Here is a 22,170-nt window from a genome sequence, read left to right as displayed (position 1 = left end):
CGACCGGGCCCCTCGATCAAGATGCGCCACGACAAGACCGAGGAACGAACGACCATGGTGCCAAAGTCCGCCGCCCGGCTTCTGCCGGCAGCCGCCTTCGCTGTCCTGCTGGTGTCGGGGCCCGTGGCTGCCGCCGGTGCCGGAGATCCCGAGGCCGGACGGGTGCTGGCGACCAGCCTGTGCGCGACCTGCCATGTGGTGGGCGCCCAGCCCCAGAGCGCCGCCAGCGATGCCCCGAGCTTCTTTGCCATCGCCGCGCGGGACGGCGGCGTGAGCGCAGACTGGCTGGTGCTGCGGCTGGCGAACCCGCATCCGCAGATGCCGCAGGTCTCCCTGACGCGGGCGGACACGGCGGACCTTGCGGCCTATATCGCGAACCTCAGGAAATAGGCCGACCCTCGGCCCGATAGCGTCATGAAAAAAGGCGGGAGGCCCGAGCCCCCCGCCTTTTCCATTCGCGTTCAGCGTGCTCAGGCCGCCCGTTCGGCCTTGGCCAGAGCCTTGCGCTTGAGGTCCGGCGGCACGGCCTCATCCACCAGCGCCGCCACCACCTCGTCCAGCGTTCCGCCGGTCTGGGCATTGGAGCCGAGGCGGCGGATAGAGAGGGTGCGCTCGGCCGCCTCCTTCTTGCCCGCCACCAGCAGCACCGGAACCTTGGCGAGGGAGTGCTCGCGCACCTTCAGGTTGATCTTCTCGTTGCGCACGTCGAGTTCCACGCGCAGCCCTTCCGCCTTCAGCAGCTCCGCCACCTCGGCGGCATAGTCGTCCGCATCCGAGGTGATGGTGGCCACCACCACCTGCGTGGGGGCGAGCCAGAGCGGGAAGTGGCCGGCGAAATGCTCGATGAGGATGCCGGTGAAGCGCTCCATGGAGCCGCAGATGGCGCGGTGGATCATCACCGGAGTCTTCTTCTGGCCGTCCGCATCCACGTAGAAGGCGCCGAACCGCTCGGGCAGGTTGAAGTCCACCTGGGTGGTGCCACATTGCCATTCACGGCCGATGGCGTCCTTCAGGGTGTATTCGAACTTGGGGCCGTAGAAGGCGCCTTCGCCGGGCAGGATGCCGGTCTTGATGCGCCCGCCCGAGGCCGCCTCGATCTCGGCGAGCACGCGGGTCATCACCTCCTCGGCGTGATCCCATACCGCATCCGAGCCCACGCGCTTCTCCGGCCGCGTGGATAGCTTCACGACGATCTCGTCGAAGCCGAAATCGGCATAGGTGGAGAGGATCAGGTCGTTGATCTTCAGGCACTCGGCCGCCATCTGCTCCTCGGTGCAGAAGACGTGGGCGTCGTCCTGGGTGAAGCCGCGCACGCGCATGAGGCCATGCAGCGCACCGGACGGTTCGTAGCGATGCACCGCGCCGAATTCTGCAAGGCGCAGAGGTAGATCGCGGTAACTCTTCAGACCGTGCTTGAAGATCTGCACATGGCCGGGGCAGTTCATGGGCTTCAAGGCGAACACCCGCTCGTCCTTGGTCTCGTCGCCCGCGGACTGCACCTTGAACATGTTTTCCTTGTACCAGCCCCAGTGGCCGGAGGTCTCCCACAGGCCGGCGTCGAGTACCTGCGGGGCGTTGACCTCGTTGTAGTCGGCCTTCAGGCGCCGGCGCATGTAGGCCACCAGCTCCTGGAACAGGGTCCAGCCCTTGGGGTGCCAAAATACCGTACCGGGGCCTTCCTCCTGGAAGTGGAAGAGGTCCATCTCGCGGCCGAGGCGGCGATGGTCGCGCTTCTCCGCCTCCTCCAGTCGATGGATGTAGGCGTTGAGCTCCTTCTCGTCCTGCCAGGCTGTGCCGTAGATGCGGGTGAGCATAGGGTTGTTCGAATCGCCGCGCCAATAGGCGCCCGCCACCTTCATCAGCTTGAAGGCGGTGCCGATCTTGCCCGTGGAGGGCATGTGCGGGCCGCGGCAGAGGTCGAACCACTCGCCCTGCTTGTAGATCTTCACGTCCTGGTCGGCGGGGATGGCATCCACCAGCTCGACCTTGTAGCCCTCGCCCTTGGCGGCGAACACGCGCTTGGCTTCGTCGCGGGTCCACACCTCCTTGGTGAAGGGGCGGTCGCGGGCGATGATCTCGCGCATCTTCTTCTCGATGACCGGCAGGTCCTCGGTGGTGAAGGGGGCGTTGCGGGCGAAGTCGTAATAAAAGCCGTTCTCGATCACCGGGCCGATGGTCACCTGCGTGCCCGGCCACAGCTCCTGCACCGCCTCGGCCATGACGTGCGAGCAGTCATGGCGGATCAGCTCCAGCGCGCGCGGGTCGTCGCGGGTGACGATCTCCAGCTTGGCGTCGCGGGTGATGGGCTCGGACAGGTCGGTGAGCGCACCGTCGAGGGTGACGGCGACGGCCTTCTTGGCGAGTGACTTGGAAATGGCGGCGGCGATGTCCGCGCCGGACGTCCCCTCGGCATAGTCGCGCTTGGCGCCGTCGGGGAAGGTCAGGGAAATCATGAGGCAACTCCTTGCCGCCCACTCCTGCGGACCACGCAGGTAGGCGTCTTTTCATGGTCACGCGGGTCTTTTAAGCGAGAGCGGGCGCCCGCGTCCAGAACGGGGGATCGAGGGGGCTGGCGGGCCTTGTTCACGCGGATGTGCCCAGGTGGATACCGTTCGGCAACGCTTTGGGTGGAAAATGCTGCACTGCCCGGGCCGCAATCCCTCTTTTCCTCGCGCGCGGCCTCGGCTAATCCCGTGTGCGGGGTCGTGAGTGTTCGCCATGCTGGCGTCGTCCGGCCGGGCCTGATGGATCGGGTCCGGACCGGGGGCAGGGCGGTTCACGCCGGGGAGGGGAATGGGTTGGCCACGGAGCGGAATATGCTGCCCCGGTTCCGACCTATTCACGTGTCACCGCTGTCAAAAGGGCGGATTCGCCCTCGGACGCGTAAAGAGAGGCCGGCATGATGCCATCCACGTTCAAGACCTTGACCTTTGCCGCCCTGCTCCAGGTCGGCGTGTTCGCCTTCGCTTCCGCCGCCAGCGCCCAGGTCGGCCCGCGCGGCGCGCCGGGCGCCGTGATGGACATCGACGACCAGCCGGGCCTCGAGGCGCCGCAGGACGACTACGCCCAGATGGACCCCGCCTTCCGCCGCCAGCCGGTGTATTTCCGCACCACCGAGAAGCCGGGCACCATCGTCATCCACACCAACGAGCGCTTCCTGTACCTGGTGCAGGGTGACAACCGCGCCATGCGCTACGGCATCGGCGTCGGCCGCGACGGCTTCCAGTGGTCGGGCCTCAAGAGCGTCGAGCGCAAGGCCGAATGGCCCGACTGGACGCCCCCGGCGGAGATGATCCAGCGCCAGCCCTACCTGCCGCGCTTCATGGCCGGCGGCCCCGGCAATCCCATGGGCGCCCGCGCGCTCTACATCAGCGGCACCGTCTACCGCATCCACGGCACCAACCAGCCGCAGACCATCGGCTATGCCGTGTCCTCGGGCTGCTTCCGCCTGGTGAACAGCGACATCATCGATCTCTACGGCCGCGTGCCCGTGGGCACCAAGGTCGTCGTGCGCCAGCAGGCCGCCCTCTGAGGGCGGTCCTTTTTCTCCTTATTTCTCACTGGGGGCATTCATGAAGACGATCCTGGCGCTTCTGGCCGGCGCCACCTTTGCGCTTGCCGCAACGGCGGCTTCGGCCCAGACCCTGAAGACGGTGAAGGACCGCGGCGAACTGGTCTGCGGCGTGTCCAAGGGCCTGCCCGGCTTCTCGGCGCCCGACGCCTCCGGCAAGTGGACCGGCTTCGACGTGGATGTGTGCCGGGGCCTCGCCGCCGCCATCTTCAACGACCCGAACAAGGTGAAGTTCGTGCCGCTGTCGGCGGACGAGCGCTTCCCCGCCCTCACCAAGGGCGACGTGGACATGCTCTCGCGCAACTCCACCTGGACGCTGGAGCGTGAGGCCAAGCTCGGCCTGCTGTTCACCGCCATCAATTATTATGACGGCCAGGGCTTCCTGGTGCGCGACGCCCGCAAGGTCACGTCCGCCCTGGAGCTGGACAAGTCCAAGGTCTGCGTCCAGGCCGGCACCACCGCTGAGGACAACACCAAGGACTATTTCGCTGCCAACGGGATGACGCTGGAACTCGTCACCCTGCCCACCAGCACCGATCTGGTGAAGGCCTATGAAGAGGGCAAGTGCGACACCCTCACCACGGATGTGTCGCAGCTCTATGCCCTGCGCCTGACCATGGCGAAGCCCGGCGACCATATCGTGCTGCCCGACGTGATCTCCAAGGAGCCCCTCGGCCCCGTGGTGCGCCAGGGCGACGACCAGTGGTTCAACCTCGTCAAGTGGACCATCTTCGGCATGATCAATGCCGAGGAACTCGGCGTGTCCACCACCACCATCGACGCGGCGCTCGCCTCCAAGAAGCCGGAAGTGATCCGCCTCGTGGGCAATGACGGCAAGTTCGGCGAGCAGCTGGGCGTCTCCAACGATTTCGTCGTGCGCATCGTGAAGGCGGTGGGCAATTACGGCGAAAGCTTCGAGCGCAACGTGGGCGCCGCCTCCAAGCTCGGCATTCCGCGCGGCATCAACCAGCTGTGGAGCATGGGCGGCATCCAGTACGCCCCGCCGGTGCGCTGAGCGTCAGCCTTTTTCCGCTATAAGTCCTTGAGGGGCCGGTCCGTTTGCGCGGGCCGGCCCTTTTCGCTCGCGGCGATGTGAGAGTGAATTGCCGTTGCGGCATCGACCTCGTGTTACCTCCCGCCTATTCTCCCCTCGTCTTCATGCAGCGAGGAGAGATTGATGACCGGGTGTCTCGGCGGACCCTTCTGGCCGGAACGGCCGGTGCCACGGGTGCCCTGCTCGCGGGCGCGGGCACACTGGCCGGCGGCCTTGTGGCAGGAAGCGGGATGGCACATGGACAGGCTCCCGTGGCGCCGCCGGCCGGCCAGGTGCCGAGCGCCTATCGCTACAAGGTGGGCGACGTGGTGGTCACCGCCGTGTCCGACGGCATGCGCACCATTCCGCTCGCCGACACCTTCGTGCGCAACCAGCCCCGGGATGCGGTGAACGCGGCCTTGAAGGCGGCCTTCCTGCCGGAGAACGAGGTTCCCATCTCCTTCACCGTGCTGCTGCTCGATATCGGCGGCAAGCGCGTGCTGGTGGATACGGGCAACGGCGGCAAGCCGGGGCCGGTGGGTCAGGTGCGCTCGACCCTCGCCGGGATCGGGGTCGACCCCGCCACGGTGGATCAGGTGGTGATTTCCCATTTCCATCCGGACCATATCAACGGCCTCCTCACCCCGGAGGGCGCGCCGGCCTACCCCAATGCGCAGGTGCGCGTGCCGGCGCGCGAATGGGCGTTCTGGATGGATGAGGGCCAGATGAGCCGCGCGCCCGATGGCCTCAAGCCCAATTTCCAGAACGTGCGGAGGGTGTTCCAGCCGTTCGGCGACAAGGTGGAGCGCTACGCCTGGGACAAGGAGCTGGCCCCCGGCCTCACCGCCGTGGGCACGCCCGGCCACACGCCGGGGCACACCTCCTTCACCCTCGCTTCGGGATCGGACGCCCTCTTCATCCAGTCCGACCTCACCAACCTGCCGGCGCTGTTCGTGCGCAATCCCGGCTGGCACGCGGTGTTCGACATGGACCCGGTGATGGCGCAGGAGGTGCGGCGCAAGACCTATGAGCGGCTCGCCGGCGAGCGCACGCAGGTGGCAGGCTATCACTTCCCCTTCCCCGGCGCCGCGCATCTGGAGAAGGACGGCGAGGGCTTCCGCTACATCCCGGTGTACTGGCGCCCGGTGCTGTGAGCCGGACGGGCTTCTGGCGTGAGGCTTCCACCTCAGGCCGGCGTGTCCGCCACCTCGGCGCCGATCCAGCCCAGATAGGCGGCAAGCCCGCCCTCCACCGGCAGCACCAGGATGGCCGGAACCTCATAGGGATGGCGGGTGCGCACCGCCTCCACCACATCGCTCGCGCGGGCGTCAGTGGTCTTCAGGATCATCACCACCTCGTCCGCGTGCTCCACCTGCCCCTCCCAGCGGTAGACGGAGACCATGCCCGGCAGGATGTTGGCGCAGGCCACCAGCCGCTCGGCAACGAGGGCGCGGGCCACGTTTTCGGCGGCTTCGCGTGAGGGGAAGGTGGTGTAGACGAGGCGCGGCTGCATGGGTCCTGGCTCCCGATCGGGCGGCTCTTCATAACCGATGGCCGGCCCTGCGGCGAAGGTGGCCGCCGAAGCCCCTGCGCATGGCACCCCGCCCGCGCCCATGCCTCGACAGATGGCGGCCGGGCCGTTAGACCTCAAGCCCCATTCCCCGCGAGGCCGGCGCTCAGCGCCGGATGCCGACCAGGCCGCCGCACCGATGAGCGCAGCTCCCCGCCGCTTCAACAAGATCGCCTTCGTCGCCAGCCAGACGCCCGAGGCGGAGTCTGCCCGGGAGCGGCTGATGGCGCGCTACGGCGCGGTGGAGCAGGAGGATGCGGATGTCATCGTCGCCCTTGGCGGCGACGGCCTGATGCTGCAGACCCTGCACCGCTTCCGTGATCGCGGCCTGCCCATCTACGGCATGCATCGCGGCTCGGTGGGCTTCCTCATGAATACCTTCCGGGAGGAGGGGCTGGTGGAGCGCCTCACCGCCGCCCTGCAGGTGACCATCCATCCCCTCATCATGGAGGCAGTTGACGCCAGCGGCACACGCCACCGGGCGCCGGCCTTCAACGAGGTGTCGCTGCTGCGCCAGACCTACCAGGCGGCGAAGCTGCGCATCTCCATCGACGGCCGGGTGCGGCTGGAGGAATTGATCTGCGACGGCGTCATCGTGGCGACGCCGGCCGGCTCCACCGCCTACAACCTCTCCGCCCATGGGCCGATCCTGCCGCTCGGCACGGCGCTGCTTGCGCTCACCCCCATCTCGCCGTTCCGCCCCCGCCGCTGGCGCGGGGCGCTGGTGCCGGACAAGGCGCGCATCGACATCGCGGTGATGGAGGCCGACAAGCGCCCGGTGAGCGCGGCGGCGGACCATTTCGAGGTGCGCGACATCATCGCCGTGTCGGCCCGGCTCGACGCCACGTCCTCCATCGACATGCTGTTCGATCCGGACCACGGTCTGGAGGAACGTATCCTGCGCGAGCAATTCGTGTATTAGAGGCGGCGCGGCGGACCTGCTTGGGTCCAGACTGATGGCGCGCTCCCGCGTGCCCGCGTCGAAAAGGGCACAACGGCTTCCGGCGGTCCATGGTCTTCTCCTCGGTCACCTTCCTCTTCTATTTCCTGCCGGCGTTTCTGCTGTGCTACTTCGCGACGCCGGGCGTCCGGGCGAAGAACCTCGTCCTGCTGGCCTTCTCGCTGGTCTTCTACGCCTGGGGCGGCCTTGCCAATGTGGCGGTGCTCGCCGTCTCCATCGTCGGCAACTACCTGTTCGCCCTTTTCATCGACAAGCGCAGCGAGCGCTGGCGGCTGAGGACGCTGGGGCTGGCTGTCGCGGCAAACCTTTGCGGCCTCATCGCCTTCAAATATGCCGGCTTCCTGGCGCAGAATTTCAACGTGCTGCTGGAACCCCTCGGGGTCGCGCTGCCGGTGGTGCATCCGGCGCTGCCGCTGGGCATCTCCTTCTTCACCTTCCACGCCATCTCCTACCTCGTGGACGTGTACCGCCGGAAGGCCGCGGCCAACGGGCGGTTCGAGGAGATCGCGGTCTACATCACCATGTTCCCGCAACTGGTGGCCGGCCCCATCGTGCGCTACTCCACCATCGAGCGGCGGATCCATACTCGCCGCACCACGCTCGGGCGGGTGTCGGCGGGCCTGCGCATCTTCATCATCGGCCTGTCCTGGAAGGTGCTGATCGCCGACGAGGTGGCGCCCGTGGTGGCCGCCGTGTTCGACAACACGCCCCATCCCAATCTCGGCGAGGCGTGGCTCGGCCTCACCGCCTACGCGCTGCAGATCTATTTCGACTTCGGCGGCTATTCCAACATGGCCATCGGCCTTGCCGTCGCCATGGGGCTGAAGTTCCCGCGCAACTTCAACCTGCCCTATGGCGCGCGCTCCATCAGCGATTTCTGGCGGCGCTGGCACATGAGCCTGTCCAACTGGTTCCGCGACTATGTGTACATTCCGCTGGGCGGCAACCGGGCGGGCCATGTGCACACGGCGGTGAATTTGTGGACCGTGTTCCTGCTCTGCGGCCTGTGGCACGGGGCAAGCTGGACCTTCGTGATCTGGGGCATCCATCACGGCACCTTCCTGGTGCTGGAGCGCACCCGCTTCGGCGCGGCGCTGAAGCGGGCGCCGCGCGTCGTGTCCCACGCCTATGTGCTGCTGGTGGTGCTATCCGGCTGGGTCTGGTTCCGCACCGATACGCTGCCCGCCGCCCTGGAGCTGTTCGAGGGGCTGGTGGGGCTCAACGGCGTCGGCCCGCTCGCCGCCCAGCTGCAGGTGACGCTGAAGCCCGTGACCATGGCCATCATGGTGCTGGCCTGGCCGCTCGCCATGTTCGGCCTGCCGCGTCCCGGCGCGCGAGCGCTCAGCCCCAGGGTGCGCCTTGCCCTGTTCGGCACGGTGGATACGGTGGTGGTGTGGGCGCTGTTCGCCCTGTGCGTGCTCTCGGTGGGCGCGGCGACCTATTCGCCCTTCCTCTATTTCCGCTTTTAGAGTTTTTCGTTTGGCGCATTTTCTTCACGCGAACCGGGTCCCACTTCGCTCGAAAATGCTTTTGCAGGAGGACAGACCATGCCGCTGCTGATGTCCTTCCGCCGCTGGTGGGCCGCGATCTTCGTGGGCATCCTGCTTTTGCCCACCCTCGGCCATGTGCTGCCCGATGTGGCCGGCCCGCCGCCCACGGTGCTGGAACCGGAAGCACGCTGGTGGGAGGACGCGGCGCGCCGCCTCGACCCCTATATCAACAACACGTTCGGCTTCCGCGGCGCGGTGCTCACCGCCCATCTCTCCTATGTGCGCGCCATGGGCGACAGCATGACCAGCCGCGTGCTGAAGGGCGAGCACGGCGCCCTGTTCCTCAACGAGGACAAGGCGCTGGAGCAGTCCATCGGCCAGCTGGTGCGGCCCGAGCCGCTGGGCAAGCTGTTCGACATGGTGAAGCTGCTGAACGACTACATGACCGCCCACGGTGGCCGGTTCGTGATGCTGGTGCCCCCCAACGGTCACACCGCCAATTTCGAGCTTCTGCCCGCCTATGCGCGCCGCCTGAAGAAAGCGCCGACGGAGTACGACCTGGTGGCGCAGCGGATGAAGGAGGCGGGCATCACCTTCGTGGACATGCGCCCCATCATGGCCGAGGCGAAGAAGACCGGCCCCGTGCACTGGCGCTATGACACACACTGGAACCTGCGCGGCGCGCTGCTCGGCTTCAATGCCGCCATGGCGGCGGCTGGCCGCCCCGACCTGGAGGTGAGTGAGGGCGACGCGCTGGAGCCGCCGGTGCCGTCCTATGTGGGTGATCTCGGGCGCCTCAGCGGCATCCGGCCCGCCGAGCCCGACCTCGACTACCCTGGCAAGGCGCCCATGCAGGCGCCACGGAACCCGGTTGCTGTTCCTGGCGTGATGCCGGAGGTCAGCAAGACCGATCCGTTCGTGCCCTATGCCTATGTCTCCGGCCATCCGGGGCCGCGCATCCTGGTGATCGGCGATTCCTTCACGCAAGGTCTGTGGGAGGGCCTGCTGGCGTATCGCGCCTCGGTCTACGGCTGGATGCACCACCGCCTGTGCCGCTTCGACATGGCGGCGGTGGAGCGCTTCAAGCCCGACATCCTGATCTATGCACCTACCGAGCGCGCCATGCCCTGCAAGGGCGAGCCCGCCCACTGGCCGCCGACGCCGGGACCCGGCTGACCCGGCGCGCTGACGCGCCGGGGGCTGGCGTCGCTCAGTCGCCGCGCGGGCTTCAGGCCACCGGAGTGCGGGCCTTCATGTCCATGCCGCCGCCGGGCGGGCGCTCGCGCTCGATCAGGCGATCCACCGGCGCGTAGTCGAGATAGCCGCAGCGGGAGATGACCTTCAGCGCCGCGATGTCCACCCGCCCGTCGATGATGGCGTCGTCGTCGATATGGACCCCGACGATCTCGCCGATGATCATGTAGGCGTTGGCTTCCACCCCGTCCCGGCCGCGCGGGCGGAAGGTCTCCACATACACGCATTCCAGCGCGCAGGGCGCGGCGGCGACGCGGGGCGGCTTGACCAGGCGCGACGGCGCGCGGGCGATGTCTGCCGCGTCGAACTCGCTGACGTTGCGGGCGACGGGGGCGGAGGTGAGGTTCACCTTGTCCACTAGGTCGAGGGTGGCAAGGTTGCACACGAACTCGCCGGTGGCCTCGATGTTGGCGAGGCTGTCCTTGGCGCCCTGCGAGGAGAACATGACGAGGGCGGGCGTCTCGCTGATCATGTTGAAGAAGGAATAGGGCGCGAGATTCGCCACGCCCTCCGGGGTGAGCGAGGAGATCCAGCCGATGGGCCGGGGTGCGACGATGGCCTTCAGCGGCGCGTGGGGCAGGCCGTGGTTGCGCTTGGCGGGCTCGTAGAACATCGCTGTGCTTTCGTGGATCGACGGTACGCCACCTTAGCCGCTGGCGTTTCGTCTTGCACCGCGCCCGGCGCATGGCTCGCCGATCCGCCCCCTCAGGCGCCCAGCGCCACCATGGCATCCTGGATGTCGGGGAGCGCGCGCTCCGCCGCCTCGGCCCCGGCGGCGATGGCTTCCCGTGCGCGCGGAAACTCGAACAGGCCGATTTTCCCGAGCTTGGGCGAGAGCATGATGTCGGGGGGATCGCCGGCCAGCCGCGAGCGGGCGATGCGATCCTGGGTGATGTTGAAGGCGTCGATCATCACGGTGGAGAGGCCGCGCGGACCGTCGCTGGCATGGCTGCCGTGGCCGGCGAAGAACTGCCGCTTCAGCCGCTCCGGGCTCAGCATGGCGGCGATGCCTTCCTTCTTCTCTCCCAGCGCCGCCTCGGCCACCCGCTCCACCACGCCGCCATGGTCCTGGATGACCGTGCCGTGGCCGAACACGTCGGCATTGAGGTTCACCGCGATGACCATGCGCGCGCCCATGGCGCGGGCGGCCGAGACCGGGACAGGATTGACCAGCGCCCCGTCCATCAGCCACCGCCCGCCGATCTTCACCGGGGTGAAGATGCCGGGCAGGGCGTAGGAGGCACGGATCGCCTCCACGAAATCGCCGCGGGTGAGCCAGATTTCATGGCCCGTGCCAAGCTCGGTGGCGATGGCGGCGAACACCACCGGCAGGTTCTCGATGGAGACCTCGCCCACGTTCCGGCGCATCAGCTCCACCAGCCGCCGGCCCCCGATGAGGCCCGCCCCGCCCAGGGCGAAATCCAGCAGCCCCAGCACATTGCGCTTGGTGAGGCTGATCGCCCAATCTTCCAGCTCGTCGAGCTTGCCGGCGGCGGCGATGCCCCCCACCACCGCGCCGATGGAGGTGCCGGCCACCACAGAGGGGTGGATGCCCGCCTGCCGCAGCACCTTCAGCACGCCGATATGGGCAAAGCCGCGCGCCGCTCCGCCGCCCAGCGCGATGCCGATGGCGGGGCGGCCCCGGTCGCGCACCGGCCGGTGGGCGGGGGTGTCGAAATCGGGAGGCGCGCCATCGTCGGCGCCGCCCGGCGTCCTGGGAAGGGAAGGGGGGGAGCCGGGAGCAGCGCGCGTCGGTGCTACGGCTTCCGGGCTGGCCGCTTCGGGAGCGACCGCCGGGGTCGAGCGCCAGTGGAGGGACTGGAACATGCGCGCCTCCTGGAGCCGGGTCCGATCAGCCTGAACCAGGCTGACCGGTAAATCCGTCCCTGAACCTCGAGACGGAGAACGCGGTGCCCGCCCCGCTTTCGATGGCAGGATCGGCGCGTGCTCCGGAGCTTGGCAGCAGGTTACTAATTTCCGGTGTCGGAAGCGTGGCGCTATTTTACCGTTTCAGTGATCGTGACCGTGGCCGTCCTTGCCGTAGACGGCAGCGGGATCGAAACGCGGCGCGTCACCGGTGAAGGCGAGCTTCAATTCGGCCGAGGGCGCCGCGCCGAGCGGTATGGTGCGGTAGAAGCAGGACCGCCGGCCGGTGTGGCAGGCCGCGCCCGTGCCGCCCATCTCCACCTTGATCACCACCGCGTCCTGGTCGCAGTCGATGCGCATCTCCCGCACCTTCTGGGTGTGGCCGGAGGTTTCGCCCTTCTTCCAGAGCTTGCCGCGGGAGCGGCTGAAATAATGCGCCTCTCCGGTCTCGATGGTGAGGGCGAGGGCCTGCGCGTTCATGTGGGCGAGCATCAGCACCTCGCCGGTCACGGCATCCACCGCGACGCAGGTGATGAGGCCGTTGGCGTCGAAGCGGGGGGAGAGGAGGGTGTCCTCCTCCAGCGCCGCGCCCTTGCCGGGGGCGGGGAAGGCGAAGGGGGATGATATTTCGGAACTCATGGTCTCTCGCCGAAAGTAAAGGGGCGTCCCTGCATGGCAGGAACGCCCCGATGAAGTTTGAACGTCAAGTACGCCCGGTCAGGACCGGTTGTCAGGACCGGCCTTCAGAACCTGCAGTCAGGACTTGGAGCGCACCAGGGTGATGAAGCGCACCTGCTCGGCCGGGTCGTCCCGGAACACGCCGGTGAACTGGGTGGTGAGGGTGGAGACGCCCTGCTTGGTGATGCCGCGCATGGACATGCACATGTGCTCGGCCTCGATCATCACCGCCACGCCGCGCGGGCGCAGGCCCTCGTCGAGAGTGGTGGTGATCTGCGAGGTCAGGTGCTCCTGCGTCTGCAGCCGGCGGGCGAAGATGTCCACCACCCGCGCGATCTTGGACAGGCCCACCACCCGCTCCACCGGGAAATAGGCGATGTGCGCCTTGCCCACGAACGGCACCATGTGGTGCTCGCAATGGGAGTGGAAGGGAATGTCGCGCACCAGCACGAAATCGTCGAAGGTGCCGATCTCGCCGAAGGTACGCTCCAGCAACTCCTCGCTGTCCTCGCCATAGCCGGAGAACAGCTCGTCATAAGCCTTCACCACGCGCTTCGGCGTGTCGAGCAGGCCCTCGCGGGCGGGATCCTCGCCGATGTAGGCAAGCAGGGTCCGCACGGCGGCTTCCGCCTCCTGCCGCGAGGGGCGGGGCGTGCCATCCGGCAGGGGAGGATGAATTTTTGGCGCCGGGGGCGCGCCGTCCGGCCGCGCCGCGGCCTTGGAGGCAGCCTTGGCTTCCGCCTTGAGCTTGCGCTCACGCTCTTCGTTCTCGGCCTGCGCCTTGAACAACTTCACAACCGCGTCCATGCCCAACTCCGTTCGACCCGCCCCCGGCAGAGCCCATCAGGGCCAGCCCGTGGAAGCGGGAGTGTCACCGGTCGTCGGCTACGCATGCGCGGTGTCGCTCAAACCGCGCCCCGCCGGCTTACCCGGCGGCGGCTTTGCCGTCCGTATCCTGTTCCGAGATCCGAAAAGCCGGACCTTGAATTATGATGGGGCCGAATGCCCGTTTTCGCAAGGGCGGCGCGGCGGGTGGAGGTGTCGCGATGCCATATGCGCTCCGTGCTCCGGCCGCTCTTCCACCCGTTGCTCCCGAGGCTATATAAGAAGCCTGAGCCGGCAGGTCGCAGGCCCGCGCCGCCCGTCCTTCGCAACCGACCCGCCCTCCGAGGCGGGGGAAGCTGCCCATGATCAACGATGTCTATAACGCCCGCATCCTCTCCCTCGCCGCCGATATCCCGCGCATCGGCCGGCTTGCCGCGCCGCAGGCGAGTGCCAAGGCCCATTCGCGCCTGTGCGGCTCCACGGTGACGGTGGACCTGGTGCTGGACGGCGACCGGGTGGCCGATTTCGCCCATGAGGTGCGCGCCTGCGCCCTTGGGCAGGCCTCCTCCTCGCTGATGGCGCGCCATGTGATCGGCGCCAGCACGGCCGAGCTGCGCGCGGTGCGCGAGGCCATGTGGAAGATGCTGCGCGACAACGGCCCGCACCCGGACGGCCGCTGGGATGAACTGAAGGTGCTGGAGCCGGTGCGCGACTACAAGGCGCGCCATGCGTCCACCATGCTCACCTTCGACGCGGTGGTGGACGCCATCGACCAGATCGAGGCCGCGCGGGCCGCCAGGGATCAGCGCGCCGACGAAGCCGCTTCCGCCACCGGCTGAGACCTCAGTCGGCCGGGTGCGCGGCGCGGGTGTCGATGGCGGCGATGGCTTCCTCCGCCGCCTGATCGAAGGTGGACTCCAGCGCCGGGCAGGCGCCGGCAAGGCCCTCCACCACGGCGCGGGCCCATTCCACATAGGCCCGCGCGCGGGCGGGACTCCAGTCCTGGGGCGGATCCTCGGCGATGGAGCGCAGGTTCGCGGTCTTGTCGGCGAGCTTGAGCACCTTGGCGCGGGCCGACAGATGCGGGGCGTGGGCCACCTGAAGTCGCTTGCGCTCCGTGGCCTCAAGGGCCTTGTCGTCGGTGACCTCCATGACGAGGCCCGCGACCTCGGACCCGAAGGTGGTCTCGATCTCGGCGGCGGTCACGTCCTGGTCCTCCACCACGTCATGGAGCAGGGCGGCGGCGACGAGGGCGGCGTCCCGCCCGCCGGTGGCTTCGCTCACCAGAAGGGCGACCTCCGCCAGATGGTTGACATAGGGCTGGGCGCGCCGGCCCTTGCGGCGCTGATCGGTGTGGCGCAGCGTCGCGAAGGCGAGGGCGCGCACCACCAAGGCCAGCGGCGGGGCGGATGCGGCCGGTTCGGCTGCGGGGTTTGCGGGGTCGCTTGTCACGGGTTCGCCTCCGCAGAGCGGAACCGTGGCGGTCACCGGGACCAACACGGCCCGGCCACGTTTGTGGGATTGGATGACACCATCAGCGCCGTCCACGATGGCGAATCTGAGGCGACGGGAAGCACAACGGGAACCACATGGACGGCGAACGGGCAGGGGGCGGACCGGCGGACGCCAATGCGCCGCGGTCGGGGCTGAGAGCCATCATCGGCCGGCTGCCGCGCCATGCCCTGCGCCTGCCGATCCTGTTCTATCGCTACACCCTGTCGTCCTTCATGGGCCGGCAGTGCCGCTACCTGCCCACCTGCTCGGAATATGCGGAGGAGGCGGTGATGCGCCATGGCGCGCTCGCCGGCTCGGTGATGGCCACCGCCCGCATCTGCCGCTGCAATCCCTGGGGCGGGCATGGCTACGATCCGGTGCCCAGCTGCCTGCCGGCGGAGGCGCGGTGGTATCGCTTCTGGCGCTACGGCGTCTGGCGCATGCCCAAGGGCCCGGACGAAGCCTGAGGGCTTTGGCCGATATCAGCCGTCCGTGCCCCAGCCGACTGCAACGCAGCGCAGTGGAAGGAGAGTCGGGGCCGAGCGCAGGGACTATGCCATAGGCGCTTCCAGATCCGAACACCAGGACATCCCGATTGCCTGCTGCGCAGGAGTTTCTGCCATGCCGGCTCGGCGCTCCGGCTGCGCCGTCGCTGGTCCGGGACGCGATGCGCCGTTCTGCCGGTGCTCAGTTGCGCTGCACCGGTGCGGGCATCGGGGCCGCACCGAGGGGCGCACTCGGAACTGCAGGGCCGGCGGAACGGGCGGCGGGCTGGGGTGGGGCGGCCGGGGTGGCATCGGTGAGGCGGACCTCGGCCTCCTTCAGCATGCGCTCCAGCGCGGCGAGCCGTTCGGCCGCGCGCGGGGAGAGGGTGACCGGCCGCTCGGTGTCGAGGCCCGGCACGTTCATGGGCGCGGGTGTCTCGTCCAGCTTCGGGATCGGCGAGGTGACGCCGGGGATCGGCTTGATCTCGATGCCCTGGTGGGCATAGGCCATCACCTTCTGCCAGGTCATGGCGGGCAGGGTGCCACCGGTCATCTTGTTCATCACGGCATAGTCGTCGTTGCCGAACCACACCCCGGCCACGTAATTGCCGGTGAAGCCCATGAACCAGGCATCGCGATAGGCATTGGTGGTGCCGGTCTTGCCCGCCACCTTGGAATTGACGAGGCGGGCACGGCGGCCGGTGCCGTTCTCCACCACGTTGTTCAGCATGTCGTTGATGTCATAGAGCTGCTGGGTGGGGATGATCTGCACGCTCTTGGGCGCGTCGCGGTCGAAGCGCCACACCACCTCGCCATTGCCGACGCGCATCTCCACCACCGCGTGGGGATAGACGCTCTTGCCGCCGTTGGCGAACACCGAATAGGCGGTGGTCATGTCGAACAGGGTCACCTCGGCGGCGCCCAGCGGCAGCGGCGCGCTGATGGGCAGCTGGGTGCGGATGCCCATCTGGTGGGCGAGATCCACGATCTTCTTGCGGCCGAACTTCTCCGCGAGGCGCACCGCCACCGTGTTCAGCGAATGCTGGAGCGCCGTCTTCAGGGTGATGGAGCCCATGTAGGAGCGGCCGTAATTCTGCGGGCACCAGTTGCCGAGGCAGATGGGCGCGTCCTGCACGATGGTGGACGGCTTGAAGCCGTTCATCAGCGCCACCGTGTAGACGAAGGGCTTGAAGGAGGAGCCGGGCTGGCGCAGGGCATCGGTGGCGCGGTTGAACTGGCTTTCGCCATAGTCGCGCCCGCCCACCATGGTGCGCAGGGTGCCGTTGGGCTCCATCACCACGATGCCGCCCTGCTTCACCTTGTAATCGCGGCCGAATTCGGCGAGCGAGGTCTCCAGCGCCACGTCCGCCACCTTCTGGATGTTGGGGTCGAGGCCGGTGCGCACGATGAAGTTGCGCTCCACCACCGTGGGCGGCAGTTGGTCCACCAGCTTCTTCACCTCGCCGAAGGCGTAATCGAGATAGAAATCCGGCACGTCGTCGTCGCGACGGTCCACCGGGGTGGCCGGGTTGCGGCGGGCGCCGAACACCTGGCCCTCGGTCATGAAGCCGGCATCCACCAGATTGTCGAGCACGGTGGAGGCGCGGGCACGGGCGGCGGGCAGGTTCACGTGGGGGGCGTATTTGGACGGCGCCTTGAACAGGCCGGCCATCATGGCGGCCTCGGCGAGGTTCACCTCGCGCACCGACTTGCCGAAATAATAGCGCGCCGCCGCATCCACCCCGTAAGCGCCGCCGCCGAGATAGGCGCGGTCGAGGTAGAGCTTCAGGATCTGGCTCTTGGTGAGGCGCGCCTCCAGCCAGATGGCAAGGAAGGCTTCCTTGATCTTGCGCTCGATGGTGCGCTCGTTGGACAGGAACAGGTTCTTGGCCAGCTGCTGGGAGAGCGAGGAGCCGCCCTGCCGCACGCCGCCGGCCCGCGCATTGGTGACCACGGCGCGGAACGTGCCGGCCACATCGATGCCCCAGTGCTCGTAGAAGCGCCGGTCCTCGGTGGCGAGCGTCGCCTTGATGAGGTTGTCGGGAATGTCCTCCAGCGGCACCGTGTCGTTCTGCTTCACGCCCCGCTCACCGATGGTATTTCCGTAGCGGTCGAGGAAGGTGACGGCAAGTTCGGTGCGCTTGAGCCAGTCGTCGGAGGTCTCGCGGAAAGCGGGAATCGCCAGCGCCAGCATTACCAACGCGCCGGCCAGCGACAGGGTCAGGCCCTCGGAGGCCATGCCGGCGGCGAATCGCGACACGCCGGTGAGGTTGAAGCGCTCGGTGAAGGCCGCATAGGCGGAGATCGCCCTGCGGGTGCGCGCGCCGAGGCTGAACAGCCCGCTGTCGAGCAGGGCGTCGAAATCGAGCATCAGCCCGCGCAGGCGCGTGCCGAACGAGGAGCGCTCCGGGGCGGGACGCCTCGAATCGGGGCGCAGGTCGTCGGGGCGCTTGTCGTCGCGGGCGTTCTCGTCGCGGGCCTTGGGGTCGGTCGGTTCGCGCTCGGTCACGGTTCGGGCTCGGTTCAGCGGCTCCGGCGGCGCCCCCGCGCCCGCGCATCGCCGCTCATGTCTGTGTTGCTTGGGCCCACTCTATAACGCGTCGCAGAAAATCGCACGAGCTTGGCGCGCGGGATCGGCGCTACGACTCAGCGGCCCGGCACGTTCAGCACGCCCTCGGGGCTCAGGCGATCGATGATGGTGGGCAGGTGCTGCGCCAGGAGGTCCGGCAGCTGGTCCGCCGGGAGGCCGAGGGTGGTTGCCACCTCGTCCAGCCGGTCCGCGCCCAGGGCCGCCGTGATCTGCTCGGCGCTGACCGGCGCGTTGGGGCCGTTGGAGATCCAGCTCGCCACTACATCCGAGAGGCCGGCCTGCTGGAGCTGCTCCAGCACGCCGTCGAGGCTGCCGAAGGGCGTCTTGGCGAAGGCCGAGTTGAGCAGGCCGGGCAGCATCTGCCCCATGGGGCCATTCAGCACCGTCTCCAGCAGGCTGCCGGCGCCGTCGGTGCCGGCCTTGCTCAGCATGTTGCTCAGGATGCCAGACACCATATTGTCGAAGAGGCCCATGCCCGACGCTCCGTTGGTCCCGCGGCGCGCGCCGGCGCGCCCTATGCTGCTCCGCTGCACTGCATGATGCGGCGCGGTGGAGGTTGGTGTACCGGATCGGCTGTGCGAAGTCGATTGTGCCTGCCGTGCCCCGGGGCCGATCACGAGTCCGAGTGTCCCCTGCGGCTCCGCGCCGCTGGGACGGCATGTGGCCTATGCAGCCATGCTTTCACCCGCTAACGGCTCTGAGGTGATGATCTCACTGTCCCTGTTCGTAGCCTTTGCGCTCATGACCGCCCTCGCGGCGCTCGCCGTGCTGTGGCCCCTGTCGCGCGTCCGCGCCGCGCGGGCCGCGCATGATGCCGACCTTGCGGTCTATCGCGACCAGCTCGCCGAGATCGCCCGCGACGCCAAGTCCGGCCGCCTGCCCAAGGCCGAGGCGGAAGCCGCGCGCATCGAGGTGGCGCGGCGCATGCTCGCGGCCGATTCCGCCCAGCAGGCGGCCGCGACCGGGGATCCGGCGCGGGTGACGCGCCAGACCACATGGCGCCGTCGCGCCGCCGCCGTGTTCGCCCTGCTGTTCATTCCGGTGTTCGCGGCCAGCCTCTACGGCTTGCTCGGCTCGCCCCGCCTTCCCGGCGCGCCTTTGGCCGAGCGCCTGACGGCGGCGCCCGATCGCAGCGATGTCGCCATCCTGGTGCGGCGGGTGGAGGAGCATCTCCAGAAGAATCCCAATGACGGGGCGGGCTACGAGATCCTGGCGCCGGTCTATCTGCGCATGGGACGGCCGGAGGATGCCGCCCGCGCCTATGCCGAGGCCATCCGCATTCTCGGACCCTCCGCTGCGCGCCATTCGTCGCGGGGCGAAGCGTTGGTGGTCGCCTCTGACGGCCTGGTGACGGCCGATGCCGCCCGCGCCTTCGCCGATGCGCTGGCCCTCGACCCCAATGAGCCGCGCTCGGCCTATTTCCTCGGCCTCGCCGCCGAGCAGGATGGCCGCGCCGAGGATGCGGCACGAATCTGGGGCCAGCTGCTTGCCCGCACGCCTGCCAATGCGCCCTATCGGCCGGTGGTGGCGGCGGCCCTCGCCCGGGTGGGCGGCACGGCTCCGGCGGCCGCGGCTGCGCCGGCCCAGCCCGGTCCGGCAGCGGCGGATGTGGCGGCGGCGGCCTCCATGTCGTCCGACGAGCGCAACGCCATGGTTCGTGGCATGGTGGCCCGCCTCGCCGAGCGGCTGGACGCCGAGCCCAACGATATCGAGGGCTGGCTGCGCCTGGTGCGGGCCTATGGCGTGCTCGGCGACAAGGACAAGGCGGCGGAGGCCCTGAAAAAGGCACGTGCCGCCTTCAAGGACAATGCAGAAGCTCTCGGGCGGCTCGATGCCGCCGAGAAGGAGCTCGCGGCAAGGACGGGAGCGGGAGAAAAAGGATGACGCGCAAAGGCCGGCGGCTGGTGCTCATCGGAGCAGGACTTGGCGTGCTCGCGCTGGCGGCGGGGCTCATCCTGTCCGCGCTCAACGACACCATCGTGTTCTTCCGCTCGCCCACGGAAGTGGCCCAGCAGCAGGTTGCCCCCGGTGCACGCCTGCGCCTTGGCGGGCTGGTGGAGACCGGCAGCGTGGTCAAGTCCGGCACCCTCACCACCTTCAAGGTCACCGATGGCAATGCCACGGTGAAGGTGGCCTATTCCGGCATCCTGCCGGACCTGTTCCGCGAAGGGCAGGGGGTGGTGGCCGAGGGCGCGCTCCAGCCCGACGGCAGCTTCAAGGCCGACAGCGTGCTGGCCAAGCATGACGAGAAATACATGCCACGCGAGGTGGCCGACGCCCTGAAGAAGCAGGGCCGCTGGCAAGAAGGCGGCCCCGCGCCCGGCACCGCCGCGCCGGTCCAGCGCGCGCCGGGGAGTTGAGCCATGATCGCAGAAATCGGCCAGTACGCCCTCGCCCTCGCCTTCGCCCTCTCGCTGGCGCAGGTGCTGCTGCCGTCCTGGGGCGCGCGGCGCAATGACCCGGTGCTGATGGGCTCGGCCGGCCCCATCGCGCTGGCCCTGTTCGGCTTCATCGCCTTCGCCTTCGGCGCTCTGGTGCAGCTCTATGTCACCTCGGACTTCACCGTGGTGAACGTGGCCGAGAATTCCCACTCCCAGATGCCGCTGATCTACAAGATCACCTCGACCTGGGGGAACCACGAGGGCTCCATGCTCCTGTGGGTGTTCGTGCTGTCTTTTTTCGGCGCGCTCGTGGTGCTGTTCGGCACCAACCTGCCGGACCGGCTGAAGGCGCTGGTGCTGGCGGTGCAGGGGGCGGTGGCGGCGGCCTTCCTCTCGTTCATCCTGTTCACCTCCAACCCCTTCGCGCGCCTGGTGCCGGCGCCGGCGGAGGGGCGCGACCTCAACCCCATCCTCCAGGACCCTGGCCTCGCCATCCACCCGCCGTTGCTCTATCTCGGCTATGTGGGGCTCTCCGTCTCCTTCGCCTTCGCCATCGCGGCGCTGATCGAGGGGCGGATCGACGCCGCCTGGGCGCGCTGGGTTCGCCCGTGGACGCTCGCCGCCTGGATCTTCCTGACGCTCGGCATCGCCATGGGCTCCTACTGGGCCTATTACGAGCTGGGCTGGGGCGGCTGGTGGTTCTGGGACCCGGTGGAGAACGCCTCCCTCATGCCGTGGCTCGCGGCCACCGCGCTGCTGCATTCCGCCGTGGTGATGGAGAAGCGCGACGCCCTAAAGGTGTGGACCATCCTCCTCGCCATCCTCGCCTTTTCGCTGTCGCTGGTGGGCACCTTCCTGGTGCGCTCGGGGGTGCTGACCTCGGTGCACGCCTTTGCCACCGATCCGGCGCGGGGCGTGTTCATCCTCGCCATCCTCACCTTCTTCATCGCCGGCGGGCTGACGCTGTTCGCGTTGCGCGCCTCGGAGCTGAAGCAGGGCGGGCTGTTCGCGCCCATCTCGCGGGAGGGGGCGCTCGTCCTCAACAATCTGTTCCTCACCGCCGCCACCGCCGCGGTGCTGGTGGGCACGCTCTATCCGCTGGCGCTTGAGGCGCTGACGGGGGCTAAGATCACGGTGGGGCCGCCCTATTTCAACCTCGCCTTCGGCGGGCTGATGGTGCCGCTGGTATTCGCCATGCCGTTCGGCCCGCTGCTGGCCTGGAAGCGCGGCGACCTCATGGGCGTCGCCCAGCGCCTGATGCTGGCCGCCGCCCTCGCGGTGGTGGCCGCGGTGGTGATCGCCGCCGCTACCACGGGCGGGCCGGTGCTGGCGCCGCTGGTGGTGGGGCTCGCGGTCTTCATCATGCTGGGGGCGCTCACCGACATCGCCGAGCGCGCGGGCCTCGGGCGGGTGACGGCCCGGGTGGCGGTGGCGCGCCTCGCCGGAACGCCGCGCTCGGCCTATGGCACCGCCATCGCCCATTTCGGCGTCGGGGTGTGCCTGCTCGGCATCGTGTGCGAGACCGGCTGGAGCCTGGAGAAGATCGCCTCCGTGAAGCTTGGCGACACCGTCACCATCGGTGCCCGCAGGCTCACCCTCGACCGGCTGGAAAACCGCACCGGCGCCAACTTCCGCGCCCGCACGGCGGTGTTCTCCATCCGCGAGGATGGCGAGTCGCAGGGCACCATCGAGGCCTCGCGCCGCATGTTCGCGGCCCGGCAGATGGCCACCACCGAGGCCGGCATCCGCACCTTTGGCCTCAGCCAGCTCTATGTGAGCATGGGCGAGGAGAGCCCGGACGGGCACATCTCCATGCGCGCCACCTACAAGCCGTTCGTGACGCTGATCTGGCTCGGGGCGGTGGTGATGGCGCTGGGCGGCGCGCTCTCGCTGGCCGACCGGCGCCTGCGCGTCGGCGCCCCCCGCCCCGCCACCAAGCGCCCCCGCGCCCCGGTGCCGGCGGAGTGATGGG

General features: G+C 68.7%; 21 protein-coding genes. 12 read left to right on the top strand and 9 right to left on the bottom strand.

Translation table 11 applies throughout. From position 1 onward, the window contains the following. Positions 1-54 precede the first annotated feature (54 nt). A complete protein-coding gene (locus V5F66_RS17670) occupies positions 55-390 on the top strand; it encodes a c-type cytochrome (RefSeq protein ID WP_012113661.1) in 336 nt (111 codons plus the stop codon). An 80-nt stretch (positions 391-470) separates the two neighbouring features. Here V5F66_RS17670 and thrS read toward each other — a convergent pair whose 3' ends face one another. Further along, entirely contained in the window at positions 471-2,453 is a 1,983-nt protein-coding gene (gene thrS / locus V5F66_RS17665) for a threonine--tRNA ligase (RefSeq protein ID WP_394009054.1), read from the bottom strand. Positions 2,454-2,902: 449 nt separating this feature from the next. On the opposite strand from thrS, the gene V5F66_RS17660 reads away from it, so the two are divergent. The 3 genes from V5F66_RS17660 to V5F66_RS17650 all read left to right on the top strand — a co-directional run bounded on the left by V5F66_RS17660 (position 2,903) and on the right by V5F66_RS17650 (position 5,758). Then, positions 2,903-3,532: a L,D-transpeptidase gene (locus V5F66_RS17660; RefSeq protein WP_041576578.1), complete on the top strand. Its 630-nt coding sequence runs from the start codon at positions 2,903-2,905 to the stop codon at positions 3,530-3,532. A 40-nt stretch (positions 3,533-3,572) separates the two neighbouring features. After that, positions 3,573-4,586 (top strand): amino acid ABC transporter substrate-binding protein, encoded by a 1,014-nt coding sequence (locus V5F66_RS17655; RefSeq protein WP_012113664.1) that lies wholly within the window; start codon positions 3,573-3,575, stop codon positions 4,584-4,586. 269 nt (positions 4,587-4,855) lie between these two features. Further along, entirely contained in the window at positions 4,856-5,758 is a 903-nt protein-coding gene (locus V5F66_RS17650; RefSeq protein ID WP_394094375.1) for an MBL fold metallo-hydrolase, read from the top strand. A gap of 32 nt (positions 5,759-5,790) precedes the next feature. Here the strand turns inward: V5F66_RS17650 and cutA are convergent, their stop codons facing one another. Beyond that, positions 5,791-6,117, bottom strand: coding sequence for a divalent-cation tolerance protein CutA (gene cutA / locus V5F66_RS17645; RefSeq protein WP_394094374.1), 327 nt, complete (start codon positions 6,115-6,117; stop codon positions 5,791-5,793). 196 nt (positions 6,118-6,313) lie between these two features. Between cutA and V5F66_RS17640 the strand changes: the two genes are divergently transcribed. The 3 genes from V5F66_RS17640 to V5F66_RS17630 all read left to right on the top strand — a co-directional run bounded on the left by V5F66_RS17640 (position 6,314) and on the right by V5F66_RS17630 (position 9,801). Continuing rightward, positions 6,314-7,096 carry an NAD kinase gene (locus tag V5F66_RS17640; RefSeq protein WP_041575308.1) on the top strand — a complete coding sequence of 261 codons (783 nt, stop codon included), beginning with the start codon at positions 6,314-6,316 and terminating at the stop codon, positions 7,094-7,096. An 89-nt stretch (positions 7,097-7,185) separates the two neighbouring features. After that, positions 7,186-8,604 carry an MBOAT family O-acyltransferase gene (locus V5F66_RS17635; RefSeq protein WP_394094373.1) on the top strand — a complete coding sequence of 473 codons (1,419 nt, stop codon included), beginning with the start codon at positions 7,186-7,188 and terminating at the stop codon, positions 8,602-8,604. A gap of 78 nt (positions 8,605-8,682) precedes the next feature. After that, positions 8,683-9,801, top strand: coding sequence for an alginate O-acetyltransferase AlgX-related protein (locus V5F66_RS17630; protein ID WP_394009048.1), 1,119 nt, complete (start codon positions 8,683-8,685; stop codon positions 9,799-9,801). 52 nt (positions 9,802-9,853) lie between these two features. Here V5F66_RS17630 and V5F66_RS17625 read toward each other — a convergent pair whose 3' ends face one another. The 4 genes from V5F66_RS17625 to folE form a co-directional block, all read right to left on the bottom strand. After that, a complete protein-coding gene (locus tag V5F66_RS17625; RefSeq protein ID WP_012113669.1) occupies positions 9,854-10,492 on the bottom strand; it encodes a flavin reductase family protein in 639 nt (212 codons plus the stop codon). A 92-nt stretch (positions 10,493-10,584) separates the two neighbouring features. Next, positions 10,585-11,706 carry a patatin-like phospholipase family protein gene (locus V5F66_RS17620; RefSeq protein WP_394094372.1) on the bottom strand — a complete coding sequence of 374 codons (1,122 nt, stop codon included), beginning with the start codon at positions 11,704-11,706 and terminating at the stop codon, positions 10,585-10,587. A 183-nt stretch (positions 11,707-11,889) separates the two neighbouring features. Then, positions 11,890-12,384: a phosphoribosyl-AMP cyclohydrolase gene (hisI, locus tag V5F66_RS17615; protein WP_012113671.1), complete on the bottom strand. Its 495-nt coding sequence runs from the start codon at positions 12,382-12,384 to the stop codon at positions 11,890-11,892. Positions 12,385-12,501: 117 nt separating this feature from the next. Next, entirely contained in the window at positions 12,502-13,230 is a 729-nt protein-coding gene (gene folE, locus V5F66_RS17610) for a GTP cyclohydrolase I FolE (protein WP_012113672.1), read from the bottom strand. Between the two features lie 380 nt (positions 13,231-13,610). On the opposite strand from folE, the gene V5F66_RS17605 reads away from it, so the two are divergent. After that, positions 13,611-14,087 (top strand): iron-sulfur cluster assembly scaffold protein, encoded by a 477-nt coding sequence (locus V5F66_RS17605; RefSeq protein WP_012113673.1) that lies wholly within the window; start codon positions 13,611-13,613, stop codon positions 14,085-14,087. Between the two features lie 4 nt (positions 14,088-14,091). Here V5F66_RS17605 and V5F66_RS17600 read toward each other — a convergent pair whose 3' ends face one another. Then, a complete protein-coding gene (locus V5F66_RS17600; protein ID WP_394053010.1) occupies positions 14,092-14,700 on the bottom strand; it encodes an HD domain-containing protein in 609 nt (202 codons plus the stop codon). Positions 14,701-14,837: 137 nt separating this feature from the next. Here V5F66_RS17600 and yidD point away from each other — a divergent pair, with 137 nt between their 5' ends. Next, positions 14,838-15,209: a membrane protein insertion efficiency factor YidD gene (gene yidD, locus V5F66_RS17595; RefSeq protein WP_394094371.1), complete on the top strand. Its 372-nt coding sequence runs from the start codon at positions 14,838-14,840 to the stop codon at positions 15,207-15,209. Positions 15,210-15,429: 220 nt separating this feature from the next. On the opposite strand, the gene V5F66_RS17590 is transcribed toward yidD, so the two are convergent. Together V5F66_RS17590 and V5F66_RS17585 are read right to left on the bottom strand one after the other, a co-directional pair. Next, on the bottom strand, positions 15,430-17,598 hold the full coding sequence (locus tag V5F66_RS17590) for a transglycosylase domain-containing protein (protein ID WP_394094450.1): 2,169 nt from the start codon (positions 17,596-17,598) through the stop codon (positions 15,430-15,432). 275 nt (positions 17,599-17,873) lie between these two features. Then, positions 17,874-18,290: a YidB family protein gene (locus tag V5F66_RS17585; RefSeq protein ID WP_394053004.1), complete on the bottom strand. Its 417-nt coding sequence runs from the start codon at positions 18,288-18,290 to the stop codon at positions 17,874-17,876. A gap of 241 nt (positions 18,291-18,531) precedes the next feature. Here V5F66_RS17585 and ccmI point away from each other — a divergent pair, with 241 nt between their 5' ends. Genes ccmI through V5F66_RS17570 form a run of 3 tightly spaced genes read left to right on the top strand, consistent with a single transcriptional unit; the run spans position 18,532 to position 22,166 of the window. Beyond that, a complete protein-coding gene (gene ccmI / locus V5F66_RS17580; RefSeq protein ID WP_394053152.1) occupies positions 18,532-19,701 on the top strand; it encodes a c-type cytochrome biogenesis protein CcmI in 1,170 nt (389 codons plus the stop codon). Further along, positions 19,698-20,177: a cytochrome c maturation protein CcmE gene (gene ccmE, locus V5F66_RS17575; RefSeq protein ID WP_012113679.1), complete on the top strand. Its 480-nt coding sequence runs from the start codon at positions 19,698-19,700 to the stop codon at positions 20,175-20,177. Before ccmI ends, ccmE begins: the two co-directional genes overlap by 4 nt. A 3-nt stretch (positions 20,178-20,180) precedes the next feature. Beyond that, complete coding sequence (locus V5F66_RS17570; RefSeq protein ID WP_394094370.1) at positions 20,181-22,166, top strand: heme lyase CcmF/NrfE family subunit; 1,986 nt, start codon at positions 20,181-20,183, stop codon at positions 22,164-22,166. Positions 22,167-22,170 lie beyond the last annotated feature (4 nt).

Origin of the sequence: Xanthobacter versatilis, assembly GCF_043193975.1 — a bacterium.
Classification (GTDB): domain Bacteria; phylum Pseudomonadota; class Alphaproteobacteria; order Rhizobiales; family Xanthobacteraceae; genus Xanthobacter; species Xanthobacter autotrophicus_E.
Note: the sequence above shows the minus strand (reverse complement) of the source record. Positions and strands in the feature narration are given on the sequence as shown.